This window comes from Liquorilactobacillus capillatus DSM 19910 (assembly GCF_001434915.1).
Classification (GTDB): Bacteria; Bacillota; Bacilli; order Lactobacillales; family Lactobacillaceae; genus Liquorilactobacillus; species Liquorilactobacillus capillatus.
The window spans coordinates 42,880-59,804 of sequence record NZ_AZEF01000020.1; the positions used below are offsets into that span (position 1 = coordinate 42,880).

The following is a 16,925-nucleotide window of genomic DNA, read 5'->3' on the forward strand; positions in this document are numbered from 1 at the left end:
GTTTCATTAGAATCTCCTTTCAAAGTAAAGACAAAAAATCCGTCCATAACATATTGTTAAGGACGGATTCTTCCGCGGTGCCACCTTTAATTTGGAATCGAAGAGAACGCAAATAAAACTCTTACGAACTAGATTCCACACTTGCCAGAGTGCTACCACACTCCTGATAACTGACGTGTATCTTACGTTGTGAAGTACTAACGGTTTACCCGCGTTCATCACACCCTCAGTGGTCCATTTAGCAGTCTGCGTTCAATCGCATTCTCAGCAATAGCGACTCTCTGGATATGCACGGCTGTCTTGATCTCCACTTCAACGGTTTGTATGGACGAATATTAAGTTAAGGAAAGATTAAACCATTATGAGGATGTTGTCAATAGAAAATCATTTTATTTTTAGAAAATTACGGATAATTTGATTACCAATCGTTTTTGAAGTCATGATTGACTCAGGGTGGAACTGTACACCAAAAATTTTTTGCTGTGCATTTGAAATGGACATAATACTATTGTCACTAGCTTTTGCGGTTACGTAAAAAAAAGGTGGTAATGTTTGTGGATCGATCACGAGCGAATGGTACCGTGCAGCTTTAAAGTTTGGTGGACAATTATCAAAAAGAGGGTCATTCATTGTTTGCTGAATAAGTGATGTTTTTCCATGCATTAATTTTTCGGCATGAATGATCTTAGCACCAAAAGCAGCTGCAATTACTTCGATTCCCATACAAATACCAAGAATAGGGATCTTGCCCGTGAATTTTTGGACTAATTTCAGACTGATGCCTGCATCTTTAGGGGAGCCAGGGCCGGGAGAAATAAAGATATGGCTAGGATTCATCTTTGCGATCATAGAACAATCTATTTCATCATTTTTGTAGACCTGAATATCAGGAGCCAAGGCGCCTACTTGCTGATACAGATTGTACGTAAAGCTGTCGTAATTATCAATTAGAAGTTTCATTATTTTTACCTCCAGTTACTTGATTAAAAGCTTGAACTACGCCGCGGGCTTTATTTAAGCATTCCTGATATTCAAGATTAGGGATGCTGTCAGCTACGATACCTGCACCGCTGTGAATGGTCGTTGCTTTTTTAGTTTTGTGAATTAATCTAATGCCTATGCACATGTCCATATCACTGTTAAAACCTAAATAGCCGAAGCAGCCACCATAAACACCTCGTTTAGTTTTTTCAAGATCATTAATTATTTGAATTGCTCTGACTTTGGGAGCACCAGATAAAGTTCCAGCGGGGAAAACAGCTTCTAAGATATCTAAGGAACTTTTGGTGGGATTGGCAAGGCTCTCGATGGTGGAAGCTAAATGCATAACGTTAGAGTACCGCTCCAATTGAGCATGGGCGGTAACTTGGACACTGCCAAAACGGCTGACTTGCCCAAGGTCATTGCGGCCAAGGTCGACTAGCATGTTGTGTTCAGCTAGTTCTTTAGGATCAGTTTGTAATTCGTGTGCGAATTGCTGGTCTTCGGCTGTCGTGCGGCCACGCCGCCGTGTTCCTGCTAAGGGATAGGTTGTTAAATGGTCAGAGACCTTAGTTACTAAGGTTTCTGGTGAAGCACCGGCAATTTGAAAATCAGCTTGATGAAAGTAGAAATTGTATGGGGCAGGGTCACTTCGGGCTAATTGATGTGTCACCGGTAGTAATGAACCGTTCGCTAGACAATTATGTGGGTTAGAGTAGATTAACTGAAAAATATCACCATCATTAATATGTTTTTTTGCATCAGCTATTCCTGCTGTAAAAACTTGTTTGGAATGTTGCAGCTTGAAAGGTGATAGCTGTGATAACAGCGGTTGCTCATAGTCTTTCTTTAGTAGAGCTAACAATTTTTGCTTGATTAAAGATAGCTTTTTACTTGCTTGAGTATAGCTTGTGGGCAATTCATTACTGGCAATACTTTGAATCAGAAATAAGCAATGGTCGGAGTGGCGGTAAGCAATGACAAAATTGCATAGTAGAAGGCCGGCATCCTGTAAATTATGGGGATTCGGGTGTGTAAATGAAACTTTTTTCAAGTAATACTTAGTATATTCATAGCTGAAATAACCAACTAAGCCACCGGTAAAGGGAGGTAACCCAGCAAGTTTAGGTTGATGATAGCGTGATAGCAACTGTTCAAGGTAAGTATGTGGATCTTGCTTAAGAATCTCCGTCTGTTTTTCCTTTTTAATTGTTAGTGTGTTATCAAGAACCGTAATACTGGCTTGTGGCTGTAAGGCAAAATAACTATACGTTTCCTTGTTATGAGCTGTGATAGTTAACTGAAAAGAGTCCCCTAACTGGTCACAGATTTGTGCTAGTTTGAAGGTATTCAAGTTTTTTAGTTTGAAGGCAAGGCAAAGTGGGATACGGGGATATTCGTGTGCTAGTTTTTTAGCTTTTTCAATAGTCGGTTTCATTTTTTTAGCTCCTCCATTTTTTAGATACAAAAAATCCGTCCATAACATATTGTTAAGGACGGATTTTTCCGCGGTGCCACCTTTAATTTGGAATCGAAGAGAACGCAAATAAAACTCCTACGGACTAGATTCCACACTTGCTAGAGTGCTACCACACTCCTGATAACTGACGTGTATCTTACGTTGTGAAGTACTAACGGTTTACCCGCGTTCATCACACCCTCAGTGGTCCATTTAGCAGTCTGCGTTCAATCGCATTCTCAGCAATAGCGACTCTCTGGATATGCACGGCTGTCTTGATCTCCACTTCAACGGTTTGTATGGACGAATATTAAGTTAAGGAAAGATTAAAGCATAATGAAGTCATTGTCAATAGTTAATTAAGTTAATCTTATGCGGGTTACTTCACCTGAAGCTAGTGTCGTCCCATCGCTTAAGACGATTTCACCACGATGATTGATTGCTTCAACTCTCCCGGTAAACTGTTTTTGACCTTGTGTAATAGAAACCTGCTTATGCAAAACAGCGGAATGCGCACGGTAGTCATTTAAAAAAGCTCCATTTTCATAATTAGGGTAAAGCAAGAAGAATTCATGCAAAACAGTTGCAATGAATTCATTACGGGAAACAGCATATTCTTTAGCAAAACAGCGTAGTGAGCCAGCTCGTTGCTGTAATTCGGCGGGCATACTGGTAACGTCAGTTAAATAGTTGATCCCGATTCCAACTACGATCTGTTTGATATAGCGACTCTCAATATCTGCAATTCCTTCGGTTAGAATCCCGACCACCTTCTTCTTAGCGACCAAGATATCATTGACCCACTTAATGCTGGGGGTGAGATGTAGTTTCTTCTCAATTGCCCGTGTGACCGCGGTTGCAGTCGCAGTTGTTAAGAGGCCTGGATTTAATGTTGTTATGGGATTGTCTAGAAGAAAACTCATATAAATACCAGTATTAGGTGAGGAAAAAGCGCGTCCATAACGACCATAACCTGCTGTTTGCTGATCACCAATAATAATAAGAGGCAAGGAGGCAGCTGAGCCGATACTTATTTCTTTAGCCCGTGCATTTGTTGAAGTAATTTGATCATGGATTTCAAAAGTAAGGAGTTGATTCTCAGCTGCGGACAAGTACCGTCGGATAGCAAATTCATTTAGGCGCCCGTTATCATGATATTTATAGCCAATATGCGGCTTACTTTCTATTTGGTAGCCACTTTGTTTTAAATTTTTGATAGCCTTCCAGATAGCAGTTCGTGAAACCGAAAACTTTTGTGCTAACTGTTCGCCAGAGATAGGTCGATCACTTAATGATAGTTCTTTTAAAATTAATTGATTAGTCTGCATTGTGATTCTCCTTAAAGTGTAGAACTGAGTAGAGATAAGTTTCTTTCTCAAAGATAAAACAATGTTTAGCTGCAAGCAAGGAGTAAAGCTAGAAATAATGCTCTATTTTAGTTAAGAATGCAGCTTCTTCTTTATTTTAAGCCATTAGCCGTGTTATCTTGGTTAAAAAGAGACGGGGAGGAAACAGGGTAGATGCGACTCAAAAAAAAGAATTTTATTTTGGGGCTGTTAATTATTTTAAGCGGAGGGCTACTTTATTTATTTACTATCAACGATGCCTTTTTATACAAACAGCCAATTATGCGCATAACGCACGTCGAGAACGGCAAAACAGTTGGAATTGTCGATGAATTTAAAAATCATGATCAGCAAACAAGTCAAAGGATAACTGGAAATATTTTGAATGGCGAACATAAGAATGAAAAGTTTAAAGTTCATAATACATACACTAAGTCACGAGGTATGGATCAAAAATTTCATGTAGGACAACTTGTTTTTGTTAATATTTACCAGAAGAAAGACAAGCAGACAGTTTCAATTTCACATTATAAACGGGACACATATCTTTTAATGTTATGTTGGTTAACGTTAGTTTTGTTATTTGTGGTCATGCGTAGTAATGGTCTGCGCTCAATTGTCAGTGTGATACTCAACTTTATCTTATTCCTGATAATTGTACAGTTGGATGTCATGTGGAATATAACTTCTTTTTTTGGGATTTATGCAATTAGTGCAATTGTCTTTACAGCATTGACATTAGTTTTAGTGATCGGTTGGAATAAACAGTGTCTGGTAACTTTCGCAGCTATTTTCTTTGGAACAGCAACAGCCTTATTGATTACGGTAATAGCGATGTGGTTGACAGATGATAAAGGGATGCATTACGAAGCATTGGACTTCGCAACGCAGGCGCCAAAGCAGTTATTCTTATCAGCTAGTGTGATTGGACTGCTAGGAACTGTGATGGATGCAGCAACCGATATCGTCTCAACTTTGTTTGAACTAAAACGTAGCCAAGCAACCGTTTCATTTAAGCAGCTTTTCGAATCGGGGCGGCAGGTTGGAAAGAAGATTATGGGGCCTTTAATTAATGTTTTACTCTTGATCTTTTTTGCGGAAACCTTTACCTTGGCCATTCTTTATTTCCGAACGGGAAATTCATTTGGCTATACTTTTGAGTGGACGATGTCATTAGGGTTAGTTCAAACCTTGATTAGCGGAATTGGAATTACGCTAGTTATCCCCTCGGCTAGCTTACTAGCGGCCACAGCACTACGAGGTGATGACTAATGACGACGATGATACTTTTAACCTGCATTTTAGCTCTTTTTATGTTCATAACTAGTGGACGCAGTGGACTATATTCTTTTATCAGTTTAGTGATTAATTTTATTCTGCTATTTATCACGATCGTTTTAATTGCTGGCGGGGTACCAGCTATTGCAGTCTCCTTTTTCACTGGTATTTGTATTTTAGCAATTACGATATACATGGGAAATAGTGGTGAAAATGAAACCGATATCGCTTTTTTGGCAACAATTCTTGTTATGAGTGTGATGATCGTGCTAATTATTCCGGTGGAACACCTAGCACAGGTTCAAGGATTCAGTAATGAAGATTCTGAAGAAATTGAAGCTTTTAACTTAGCGATTGGTGTGAACTTCGAAGCAATTATCATCTCTACGACTGTTTTAAGTACATTAGGGGCAATTGCAGAGGCAGCGATTGCCGTTGCAAGTGGGTTGCAGGAAATAATAGAACAGAAACCTGATATTACGTTACAAGAATTACGTAAAAGCGGTCAAAACATTGGGTATCAGATTATGGGAATGACATTCAATACATTATTTTTTGGAATGTTTGGCGGTAACTTAGCATTATTTATTTTACTGTATAAATTACAAGCGACATTCGGATATTATTTGAATTCGAAAGTTTTTGTGAGTGAAACGATGTTAGTATTGTATGCATCGATTGCAGTGATCTTAATTATTTGGACAACAAGTGAATTAATGGTTTATCGCTTAGCTAAACAACGCAAAAAAAATAGTAAATAGAGAGTAATATTATTGCAAGTAGCCGCGTGGTACAATAACAGTGTAGACATGTTAAAAGGGGGATAATGAGATGAATGAATTTAGGCGTAGGTTTATTAGTGGAATAGGAATCATTGCTTTAACATTAACGCTAGGAGCGTGTTCTACTGGACAGAGCAGGCAAGAAAAAGGACAAACTTCTTCGAATAAATCATCATTAGTCGATACAAGTTATCAAAAGGCACTTAAAGATCTTGAAAAAGGTGCCCCCCAACAAGCATATAGCAGGTTGGAAAAGGCAAATTCTGCAAATAGTACTAACAAAAAAGCGGCTAGCCTATACCGGAACCTAGCGTATCTGTTAACAGCTAAGAAGGCGGTCACTGAGAATAAACTTCCTAAAGCTGGTGAGTATCTAGCAAAACTAGACCGTGTCAATACACCTAAGGGACTTGTAAAACAAATCAATGCCGTTAAGAAGGAATATCAATCAGTTAGACTTGCCCAAGTCTATTATACTGAGATTGGTAATTATTATCAGGCTCAAAAGATGACGGCTGCTGGTGGAAGTTTGGAGGCATTAAAATCATTGCCTTCACGTTATCAAGCGGTGGCAGCCTACCAGACCAAAGCCCAAAAGTATGAGGACTTGATTAGTCAAGCACAGACGGTAGGGACAAGTTCGGCAGTGGATAGGTCACTGCAAAGCTCACATAGTTCTGATACGGGGAGTTCAGCTGCCACATCAGCAAGCAGCGGTTATACTAATGCGCGCAATTCAAAAATTGTCAGTTCAGAATATGCTAAGAAAACAGGCAGTTCAATTTCCTCTGCAACAAATAGTCAAGTGTCTTCTGTCACGAAAGGCTTGACTGATACTGAAGTCTTAAACAAGTTTCGAGCAGCAGCAGCAATACCGCAAGAAGCAGGGGATCAATACTATATTCAAAAGCTTGACGATGATAATTATCAAGTCGAGATTAGACATACAAGCCCTAATAACACAACTGTTTCAAACTTAAAGGGGATGTATCGTTTTAATATTTCGACGCAAGCGGTTCAGAAATTGAATGAAGTTTCTGGTGAATATGTGCGGGTCAACTAAAAAAGTATCATAAAAAACGTTAATGGAGAAATATATGCAATGGCTTAAACAAAAAATCTATTTTAAATCAGTTAGCGCTACTTTGTTAATAACGATTATTATCTTGGTGGTAGCAAAATTAACAGTTTGTGGGGTCTTACTTTCGAATATCTTGTTTACAAGCGGCCTTTTATTGATTTGTATTAGTATTATTGATGTGCTATTAAGAGCGCATTTATTAGCTGGCTGGTTCCGACATAAGAAAAAGGGCGAAACAGATGAAGAGTACCGTAAAAATAAAATCAAAGTTAATGAAGTGGGAAGTTTAAAGAATATGCCGGTTCAAAGTAGTAAATTCGGTCGAAGTTGTTTAGCAGCGGGGAGCATTTTAATTTTGGGAGCCATTTTAATAACTATTTAAACAAAGTATCACTTAATGATCTTACTAAGAGAAAAATCTAAAAAGCACCTGTCCAACAAGAGAATTGAAAATCTCCGTTTGGGCAGGTGCTTTTGAATGGTAAATATTTAAGGAATTTTCAGTAAATAGTTTTGAGTCAATAAGTGTTAGTTATTAAGGCTGTTAATATGTCCATTTTTGATGTATTGTTGAAATTCATGATAAATAGGTGCAAAAACCTCGACCTGATTTGACTTCGCTAGCATTTCCTTAGGAAAAAAGAATCTTTTATCGCCAGAGACCTTACCTGTTATAGCGGCAACTAAATTGCTGACTGTTGAAAGCTCGACAAGAGTTCCATCATCTTGCATCAGTTCGATTTGAGTGCGTTGCTTTTTGCTAGCAGGGTCATAAGCATCATAAGGAAGATCATAGCTGTCATTAGTTGCAGTATAGTAGTCGGAATTGTAACCAGCTTTATCAACTAAAAGACGCAACTTAGGCAGTAATACAGCCGTTTCAGAACTAAAACGAACTGATTTTAAGGGTTTACGATTAAGAAAACGTTTGGCCAAGTTATTAAGGATCTTATCAGAGCTGTCACACCAATGGATAAAGTAAGTTGTTAAAACTCCATCATCCAACTTTAAATAATCAGTTAAATCAAAGTTGTTTTCAAAAAAGGGCAATAATAGCTGAGGTGTGATCTCAGTATCTAAAGTGTTGTTCTCGTAGAGAAATTTAGCTCTTTTTAGAAGATGGTTTAAAATAACTTCCATGGAACGGGAGACGGGATGAAAGTAAACTTGTTGATACATCTGAAAGCGACTGACGATATAGTCTTCAACGGCATGCATCCCACTGATATGAAAAGTAATTCCTCCTTTATACGGCCGCATTACACGTAGAATCCGTGTTAAATCAAAAGTCCCGTAATTTGCCCCCGTAAAATAAGAATCTCGTAAAAGATAGTCCATCCGATCGGCATCTATCTGACTGGAGATCATCTGAACGACTTGCGGATTAGGGTAAGTCTTCTGGATGACGCTAGCAACCTCTTGTGCAAAGGTGGGTGAAACTCGACTTAAAACATGATTGACCTCAGTTATAGGTGAAGTTAGAATTGATGCAGTGATTGCCTCGTGGTCGGTGTGAAAAATATGTTCAAAAGTATGCGAATAGGGTCCATGACCGATATCATGAAGTAAAGCAGCACATAGAGCGACTAAACGTTCGTGATCATCCCAGAGACCGTCATTCGGTTTCTTAGTAGGATAGTTACGCTGGAAAAGATCGCATATCTGGCGCGTAATCTCATAAACACCGACTGAATGGGTAAAGCGCGAGTGTTCGGCACTGTGGAAGGTGCTGTTTGAAGTTCCAAGTTGACGAACACGACGAAGACGCTGAAATTCACGGGTGTTAATTAAATCAAGTATGACTTGGTGTTGAATGAAAATATAGTTATGGATAGGATCTCGCAAGACCTTCTCCATAGGCAGCATTTTATCTCTATAAGGTGTAATAATATTTCAGCTCCTCATTAAAATATACATTTCTACTGTTGATTATAACTTAAACAGGCAAGAAGCGCATCTGCTTGTAGCAAGGCAGTATTTCTGAAATAGTAACCAAAATTAATTATTTGAGATATAATAGTACGAGAACTAAAAAAGGCGGTGGTGACTTTTGGCAAAAGGAACGCCAGTATTGGTGTATGTACAAACACAAAGAAATCAAAATGGAGAAATAAGCAACTATGCTAAAAAGTTTCAAGGACAACTATTTCAGATGGGACCATCACTTTACTTGAGGTATCTTGAAGAAAATGAGAAATCTGCAGATGAAGCGACAGTAACATTTAAAATATCTGAAAATGGTATCGTGCAATTGATACGGCGACAGGCGGATATGCAGTCAAAATTATACTTTGGGGACAAGCAACGGATAGCGGCTCTTTATCGAACGACCGCTGGAGATATCCCAATTGAGACAATTACACCTAAGTTAAGTGTTGAAATAAGGGAGAATCCCTTATCAGGCGTAATCAAAATTGATTATGCGCTTTATAATAATGAAGAATTATTGGGAAATTACAAATTAAGATTGCAATTTACAGCATAAAATTGTATGATTGAGTCTAGACTGTAGAAGGGACGTGTACCAGTTTGGAGCTAGAAAAATTCAAGGATACCAACAAAAATGAATTATCTATGATCGAAGTTGCTCGTGTAATTTTAAAGCGTCACGGGGATGTAATGCCCTTTGCTGACTTGACAAATGAGATCCAAGAATATCTTGGAAAGAGTGATGAGGAGATAAGAGAACGTCTTTCTCAATTTTATACAGATTTGAATATTGATGGCAGTTTCATTTCGTTGGGAGATAATCTTTGGGGATTACGCTCGTGGTATCCGTATGATTCTATTGATGAAGCTGTTATTCATGTTGAAGATGAAGAAAACGATATGCCTAAAGGGAAGAAAAGAAAGAAAGTTAATGCCTTTATGGCTGATGCAGCTGATGATGATGACGTTATTGATTACAACAATGATGATCCTGAGGATGAAAATCTAGATGTTGATTATGATTCTGAAGACGAAGACCACGAATTAAAGCAATATAGTAAAGATTTAAATGATATTGATGACCCTGAGGATGAAGAAGAATTACCTGACGGTATAGAAGGACAATTAACAGAATTATCTGATGATGAGATGGATGATGACAATGATTAATTGAGGCTTGACTGTTAACTTGTTTTTTTGTAGAATTCTTATTGGGCGCCTTACTTATAAGCGTGAGGCATTGTACGGAGATATTTACAAGCTCCCTATTCCAAATGAATAGGGAGCTTGTTCTTTTTATTGGGTGAGTCCAGTAGCAAGCTTTCTTTTTGCGGTAGCCCTCAATTTATTAATCAAAGGAGAGTTGTAATGACCAAGTATATATTTGTTACAGGTGGCGTAGTTTCATCGTTAGGAAAAGGAATCGTAGCTGCTTCTCTTGGAAGATTACTGAAAAATAGAGGGTTGAAAGTAATGATCCAAAAGTTCGATCCTTATATTAATGTGGATCCAGGGACGATGAGTCCTTACCAACATGGTGAGGTTTTTGTTACTGATGATGGGACGGAAACGGATTTAGATCTGGGCCATTACGAACGTTTTATTGATAACAATTTAAATAAGTACTCAAATGTAACGACAGGGAAAATTTATTCCGAGGTTATTAAAAAAGAGCGTCGGGGTGATTATCTTGGTGCAACTGTACAAGTAATTCCACATATAACTAATATGATTAAAGAAAAAGTCATGCGCGCTGGAACAACAACTGATGCTGATGTTGTAATTACTGAGGTTGGTGGGACCGTAGGCGATATTGAATCATTGCCGTTCTTAGAAGCTTTACGTCAGATGAAAGCAGATGTTGGAAGTGATAACGTTGTTTATGTTCATACGACGTTGGTTCCTTATTTGCACGCTGCTGGCGAGATGAAAACTAAACCAACTCAGCATAGTGTGAAGGAATTGCGTGGGTTAGGTATTCAGCCAAATATTTTAGTAGTAAGAACTGAAAAACCGATTCCGCAAAGTATGCGTAATAAGATTGCAAGTTTTTGTGATGTTGAACCTGAAGCTGTAATCGAATCAATGGATGTACCGACATTGTACCAGATCCCATTAAACCTCAAAGCACAGCGAATGGATGAAATCGTATGTCAGCACCTGCACCTAAAGACACCAGAAGCTGATATGAAGAGTTGGGAAGAGTTAACTAAACGTGTGCAGAACCTAGAGAAGACCGTCAAGATTGCCCTTGTTGGGAAGTATGTGAAGTTACCAGATGCTTACATCTCTGTGGTAGAAGCATTAAAACATGCGGGCTTTGCGGTCAATGCTGACATTGATATTCAACTCTTTGACTCAGAAAAGATTACCAGTGAGAATGTTGCTGCAAAATTAGGTTCTTTTGATGGGATCATTGTTCCTGGTGGTTTTGGTGATCGTGGTCTGGAAGGCATGGTCGAATCAATTCGCTACGCGCGTGAACAAAATGTTCCATTCTTAGGTATCTGTTTAGGGATGCAGATGGCTTGTATCGAATTTGCACGAAATGTTGTTGGTCTTAAAGATGCCAACACGACTGAAGTTGATCCTAAGTGCAAGGCTAACATTATTGATTTGATGGCTGATCAAGAAGACGTTGAGAACATGGGAGGAACACAGCGCCTGGGACTTTACCCATGCCGTCTAATGCCGGGAACAGTAACGGCTGCAGCTTACGATAATGAAGATGTTATCCAAGAACGTCATCGTCATCGTTACGAGTTCAATAATGAATATCGTCGTAGTTTTACTGAACACGGGTTAGTCTTTGCAGGAACATCCCCAGATAATCGATTAGTTGAAGTAATTGAGTTACCAACTAATGATTTCTTCGTTGCATCACAGTATCATCCTGAGTTCCTTTCGCGTCCACAAAGATCAGAAGGTTTATTCCGCGCATTCGTTAAAGCGAGTTTAGATAAGCAATAAAAAAACAAGCCTCTTTCAAGTACGGCTGAGTGTGTTATTCTAGAGTTACAGATGATATTTAAATCACTTAGGGGGAAATCAGAATGAGTGCAGATAGCCAAACAGATTCTTTGGGCGAAAAACTAGTTTTGTTTCAGGAAAAGCATCATACGACAGATGCTGCAATATCTTTAGCAAGTCATTTGTCGGTTGAGAAAATCCATGGAATAAAGATGGGAAAGTATTCACCAAATAGTGAAGAAGAGAAACTATTGCTAGAATTTATTAATAATTATACTGAAAAGCAGTAATTAAGTGATATAGCAGTGAAATATTATCGGGTGTCTATCGATTGAATGGCGCTAAGTATTTTTAGCAATCTAATTTAGCGCAATTAGTATTCAGGTAAAGAATGATTGTCCCCTGATAGTATATGCTGTTAAAAAGAAGGAGCCGTGCCAGGAGTGAGCTTTTGGCGTGGCTCTTTTTTACATAGTCCTAAATAACTATGTTACGATAACTAAAAGGATATTTGTTGTTAAAAATTATAATCTACGTTACTACTCGGTGTGGTTAACCCCTAGAAAACAAGAAGTAGCATAATTAGTAAGATATCTTTTTTCTCCTCTAAAAAGGGATATTACTTTTTTGATGAAAATTTGAGAATAATTATGTTAATTTAGCTGTTTTAGATTGAAACCAGAGCATCTATCTTGTATGATGAAAAGAGGCACATTTTTGTGCCCCTATGTTAGCGTACATTGCTTTTTCGAATACTTTTTATTGTTTAATAGTCGAGTGAGGATTTATAAAAAATGAAAAAAATGATTATTAAGGGAGGGCAAAAACTGTCAGGCGAAGTTACAATCGGCGGAGCCAAAAATAGTACAGTTGCCCTTATCCCGGCCGCAATTTTAGCGGATACGCCAGTTACATTTGATTCTGTTCCTGATATCTTGGATGTACATAACTTAATGTTAATTTTAAAGTCGATGAATGTTACATCAACATTTAATCATGGAGAGTTGTATGTTGATCCTACTAAAATAAATAAGGTTCCGCTGCCAGGTGGAGCAATTAAGAGTTTGCGTGCGTCATATTATTTTATGGGCGCGTTGTTAGGTCGTTTTGGTGAAGCTGTTGTTGGGTTCCCGGGTGGTGATAATATTGGTCCGCGTCCCATTGATCAGCATATTAAGGGTTTTGAGGCCTTAGGTGCAAAAGTGCTTGAACAAAATGATGCTGTCCATATCAAGACCGGTGCTGCTGGCTTGCATGGAGCACGGATTTTCTTTGATATCGTTTCTGTCGGTGCAACCATTAACGTTCTTTTAGCAGCTGTTAAGGCTAAAGGGACAACAATTATTGAGAATGCTGCTAAGGAACCAGAAATAGTTGATTTAGCAACATTTCTAAATAATATGGGTGCCCAAATCCGTGGGGCGGGAACGGATGTAATTCGAATCAAGGGTGTTGACAGTCTTAAGGCAACTAATACCCATACTATTATTCCTGACCGAATCGAAGCGGGAACCTATTTAGCATTTGCGGCTGCAAATGGTGATGGCGTTTTAGTTAAAAATGTCATAACAGAACATCTCGAACCATTTATCGCTAAGTTGGTTGAAATGGGAGTTTATCTTGAAGTCAATGAAGATAGTATCTATGTCAGAGGTGGGGGAAAGTTGACACCTGTCACAGTTAAGACAGCTCCTTTTCCAGGCTTCGCAACTGATTTACAGCAGCCGATAACACCTCTATTGATGAAGGCACATGGTGAAAGCAAGATTATTGATACATTATATCCTGAAAGGATCAAGCATGTTCCAGAGATGCAGCGAATGGGCGGTAATATTTCAAGTAATAACGGTATTATTACGGTTGGCTATTCTGATATGCTGCGAGGAACAACGGTTGAAGCAAGTGAGATTCGTGCAGGTGTTTCTTTGTTAGGTCTAGCATTAATGTCGAATGGAACAACGATGATCGTTAAAGCTGAGAACATTCTGCGCGGTTACGAACGGATCGTAGCGAAGTTGCGTGGACTATCCGTTGATGTTCAGATTATTGAAAAGAATACTGATTCAGAGGATTAACCATCAGCAAATAATGCGTGGTGAATCAAGCTTGAAGGGGAGAGTATTACGGAAAATCTAACGTTAGTTGATTTAAAGGACAAAACATTAAAAGAAATTTACGGCTATGCACGCGAATTTAAGATACCGTATTATAGTCAAATGAATAAAAAAGAGCTCTCACTTGCTATAATTAGAGCGCAGGCACAAGAACAAGGGTTCTACTACATGGCTGGTGTTTTAGATATAACTACACAACAAGACGGATACGGGTTTTTACGGCCAATCAACTATGGTTCTTCGCAAGAAGACATATACATTTCATCTTCTCAAATCAGGCGTTTTGGTCTACGTAATGGTGACTTGGTCGCGGGGAAAGCACGCCCTCCAAAGCCTAAAGAGCGTTATTATGGTTTAATGCATGTTGACAGTGTTAACGGAAAACATCCGGAAGAGGCCAAGCAACGCCCCCATTTTCCTGCTTTAACACCATTGTATCCAGATAAGCAGCTACTTCTTGAAACAACACGAACACAGTTGGCAACGCGTATCCTAGACCTATTTGCACCGATCGGTTTTGGCCAGCGAGGATTAATCGTTGCTCCGCCTAAAGCAGGTAAAACAAGTTTATTAAAGTCGATTGCAAACGGAATTAGCAAGAACTATCCACAAGCAAAACTGATTCTATTATTAATTGATGAACGCCCAGAAGAAGTCACTGATCTAGAGCGGACTGTTAATGGTGAAGTTGTTTATTCAACTTTTGATCAAAAGCCTGAGAACCATGTCCGTGTTTCTGAACTAGTACTTGAACGGGCAATGAGACTGGTTGAAGACAAGCAGGATGTTATTATTTTGCTTGATTCACTGACTAGGCTGGCACGTGCCTACAACTTAATTGTTCCCCCAAGTGGTAGGACCCTTTCAGGTGGGATAGATCCAGCTGCGTTGTTTAAACCTAAAAAGTTCTTTGGTGCAGCACGTAATATTGAAGAAGGCGGCAGTTTAACTATCTTGGCGACTTCTTTAGTTGATACAGGAAGTCGGATGGATGATGTCATCTATGAAGAATTTAAGGGGACTGGGAATCAAGAACTGCATCTAACGCGTGATCTAGCTGAACGACGGCTCTTCCCAGCAGTTGACTTGAAACGGTCAGGTACGCGTAAAGAAGAATTGCTATTAAGTAAGGATATTCTGGACTTTATGTGGAAATTACGTAAGTCATTGCCCAATGATGTTCTCAGGAATACTGAGCAAGTTGTTAAGGCATTAAAACAAACTAAAAATAATCAAGAATTTATTGAAAATTTGACCATTAAGCTAGCTGAGCGGGCAGATAATCAAAAAAGGTAATTGCATGGACTACTTTTTCATGATACAATATCTTGAGTTGTGGTACTAAGAATAACTCTGATTCAGCAAATGATTCAGGGCAAAGGAGAGTAATATAATGAAACCAGGAATTCATCCAGACTATCATAAAGTCGTTTTTCAAGATTCAGCAACAGGTTATAAGTTTATCTCTGGTTCGACAAAGAACACAGAAGAAACAATCAAATGGGAAGATGGCAATACTTATCCATTGATTCGTGTTGAAATTTCATGTGATTCCCATCCCTTCTACACAGGACGTCAAAAGTTTACCCAAGCCGATGGACGTGTGGATCGTTTCAACAAGAAATATGGTTTTACAAACAAATAAGAAAATTTTTATTTATTTTAAAAAAGGTTGGGTCAAAGTATACTTTGATCCAGCCTTTTTGTTTTGAAGTTTTTTAACATAATAGTTACGTATTAGGCTGACTAGGTATTTTTCGACTTAGTTGCGAAGTTGACCCAGAGAAGCCCCAAAAAAAGAATAAGAGCTGTTGAAATAAAGACACCGTTGTAATCCCAAATACCTGAAATACTGGAACCAATAAGTGGGCCAGCAACACTGCCTAATGCTTGAAAAGATTGATTATAGCTGAAGATCCGGCCAGTCGCAGCCGTAGGGGTATTTTTTGCTAATAGGGTTTGAACAGCAGGCAACATGGCGGCGTTGGAAATACCGATTAAAAAACGCAAGAAGCCGAATTGCCAAATATTGATGACAAAAGCCATTGGAAGAAAAACGATAACGGCGAAGAGCATCCCGAGTTTGAGGATACGTGTAGTCCCTATTTTATCACCCAAAATACCTAGTCGTGGGGCGGCTAATAGCGTTGCTACCCCAGGTATTGACACAACTAGGCCACTCGCAATTGTAATCGGACCGCTGTTATGCATAATTTCACGAACATATAAACTAATGATAGGACTAATAGAAAAATTACCTAACTGAATCAGAAAAGTTGCAACCAACATGCCAATTACTAACTTAGTATCGCGTAATCCTTTAAAAATATCCCAGGATTTTTTTAAAGGCCCGCTACTTGCAGGTTGATAGGTTTCATGGACAAAAAAAGCACTGAGCAAAAAGACAAGAATAAGGATAGCACCCGTTATGAAAAAGGTAACTCGGTAGCCGAAAAGAGCTGCGATAACGCCACCAACGAAGGGGCCGAACAGGGTTCCGCTGACAGACCCGGTTGTTAGTATTCCAAGTGCTTTACCACTTTGGTCTTTAGGCGTTTCAGTTGCAACTAGTGCGTTAGCGTTACTGATATAACCAGAAAAGACACCTTGAATAAGCCGTAGGAAGATTAACTGGTAAATGTTAGTTACAAGCCCCATTAACCCAATTACAAAAGCCATTCCTAAAGAAGCACGCAGAATCATCAGTTTACGGCCCTTACGGTCAGCGAGACGTCCCCAAATAGGTGAAATAATTGCAGTAACAAGAAATGTTGAAGCATAAGTTATCCCACTGTAAAAATTTAACTGGCTTGTTGAAAAAGTCCCTAAAGTGTCAATGTAGAGCGATAAAAAGGGCATTACTAGGCTAAAAGCAATGCCAGCCATGAAAGTTCCAAACCAAAGAATGATGAGGTTTTTTTCCCAGCGTCGTCGCGGACGCAAGACGAAATGTTTTATTTTAGCTAACATAAAGCAATTCTCCCC

General features: G+C 38.9%; 16 protein-coding genes. 11 read left to right on the forward strand and 5 right to left on the reverse strand.

The features are described from left to right. Positions 1 to 384: 384 nt before the first annotated feature. From FC81_RS04705 to FC81_RS04715, 3 genes are all read right to left on the reverse strand, one after another. The gene (locus tag FC81_RS04705) at positions 385 to 960 is read right to left on the reverse strand and encodes an anthranilate synthase component II (protein WP_057743551.1); all 576 of its coding nucleotides are present in this window, start codon (positions 958 to 960) and stop codon (positions 385 to 387) included. Beyond that, positions 944 to 2,419: an anthranilate synthase component I family protein gene (locus FC81_RS04710; protein ID WP_057743553.1), complete on the reverse strand. Its 1,476-nt coding sequence runs from the start codon at positions 2,417 to 2,419 to the stop codon at positions 944 to 946. The genes FC81_RS04705 and FC81_RS04710 overlap by 17 nt, the downstream gene beginning before the upstream one ends. Before the next feature lie 380 nt (positions 2,420 to 2,799). Further along, positions 2,800 to 3,768 (reverse strand): biotin--[acetyl-CoA-carboxylase] ligase, encoded by a 969-nt coding sequence (locus FC81_RS04715; protein ID WP_057743556.1) that lies wholly within the window; start codon positions 3,766 to 3,768, stop codon positions 2,800 to 2,802. Between the two features lie 192 nt (positions 3,769 to 3,960). On the opposite strand from FC81_RS04715, the gene FC81_RS04720 reads away from it, so the two are divergent. From FC81_RS04720 to FC81_RS04735, 4 genes are all read left to right on the forward strand, one after another. Then, the gene (locus FC81_RS04720; protein WP_057743559.1) at positions 3,961 to 5,058 is read left to right on the forward strand and encodes a YibE/F family protein; all 1,098 of its coding nucleotides are present in this window, start codon (positions 3,961 to 3,963) and stop codon (positions 5,056 to 5,058) included. After that, entirely contained in the window at positions 5,058 to 5,825 is a 768-nt protein-coding gene (locus FC81_RS04725) for a YibE/F family protein (protein WP_057743562.1), read from the forward strand. The genes FC81_RS04720 and FC81_RS04725 overlap by 1 nt, the downstream gene beginning before the upstream one ends. 70 nt (positions 5,826 to 5,895) lie before the next feature. Next, positions 5,896 to 6,909, forward strand: coding sequence for a hypothetical protein (locus FC81_RS04730; protein WP_057743565.1), 1,014 nt, complete (start codon positions 5,896 to 5,898; stop codon positions 6,907 to 6,909). 34 nt (positions 6,910 to 6,943) lie between these two features. Then, positions 6,944 to 7,309, forward strand: coding sequence for a DUF3899 domain-containing protein (locus tag FC81_RS04735; protein ID WP_057743567.1), 366 nt, complete (start codon positions 6,944 to 6,946; stop codon positions 7,307 to 7,309). A 146-nt stretch (positions 7,310 to 7,455) separates the two neighbouring features. Here FC81_RS04735 and FC81_RS04740 read toward each other — a convergent pair whose 3' ends face one another. Then, positions 7,456 to 8,793, reverse strand: coding sequence for an HD domain-containing protein (locus FC81_RS04740; protein WP_057743569.1), 1,338 nt, complete (start codon positions 8,791 to 8,793; stop codon positions 7,456 to 7,458). A gap of 184 nt (positions 8,794 to 8,977) precedes the next feature. Here FC81_RS04740 and FC81_RS04745 point away from each other — a divergent pair, with 184 nt between their 5' ends. The 7 genes from FC81_RS04745 (at position 8,978) to FC81_RS04775 (ending at position 15,585) form a co-directional block, all read left to right on the forward strand. Beyond that, positions 8,978 to 9,412, forward strand: a complete 435-nt coding sequence (locus FC81_RS04745; RefSeq protein WP_057743571.1) for a YwiB family protein — start codon at positions 8,978 to 8,980, stop codon at positions 9,410 to 9,412. Between the two features lie 44 nt (positions 9,413 to 9,456). Beyond that, positions 9,457 to 10,026, forward strand: coding sequence for a DNA-directed RNA polymerase subunit delta (gene rpoE / locus FC81_RS04750; protein WP_057743574.1), 570 nt, complete (start codon positions 9,457 to 9,459; stop codon positions 10,024 to 10,026). A 198-nt stretch (positions 10,027 to 10,224) separates the two neighbouring features. Beyond that, positions 10,225 to 11,826, forward strand: coding sequence for a CTP synthase (locus FC81_RS04755; RefSeq protein ID WP_057743577.1), 1,602 nt, complete (start codon positions 10,225 to 10,227; stop codon positions 11,824 to 11,826). Between the two features lie 83 nt (positions 11,827 to 11,909). Further along, positions 11,910 to 12,116 (forward strand): LBP_cg2779 family protein, encoded by a 207-nt coding sequence (locus FC81_RS04760; protein ID WP_057743579.1) that lies wholly within the window; start codon positions 11,910 to 11,912, stop codon positions 12,114 to 12,116. Positions 12,117 to 12,620: 504 nt separating this feature from the next. After that, entirely contained in the window at positions 12,621 to 13,901 is a 1,281-nt protein-coding gene (locus FC81_RS04765) for a UDP-N-acetylglucosamine 1-carboxyvinyltransferase (protein ID WP_057743582.1), read from the forward strand. Between the two features lie 45 nt (positions 13,902 to 13,946). Further along, a complete protein-coding gene (gene rho, locus FC81_RS04770; RefSeq protein WP_057743585.1) occupies positions 13,947 to 15,236 on the forward strand; it encodes a transcription termination factor Rho in 1,290 nt (429 codons plus the stop codon). Positions 15,237 to 15,333: 97 nt separating this feature from the next. Continuing rightward, the gene (locus FC81_RS04775; protein WP_057743588.1) at positions 15,334 to 15,585 is read left to right on the forward strand and encodes a type B 50S ribosomal protein L31; all 252 of its coding nucleotides are present in this window, start codon (positions 15,334 to 15,336) and stop codon (positions 15,583 to 15,585) included. A gap of 101 nt (positions 15,586 to 15,686) precedes the next feature. On the opposite strand, the gene FC81_RS04780 is transcribed toward FC81_RS04775, so the two are convergent. Beyond that, positions 15,687 to 16,910: a multidrug efflux MFS transporter gene (locus FC81_RS04780; protein ID WP_057743591.1), complete on the reverse strand. Its 1,224-nt coding sequence runs from the start codon at positions 16,908 to 16,910 to the stop codon at positions 15,687 to 15,689. Between the last annotated feature and the right edge of the window lie 15 nt (positions 16,911 to 16,925).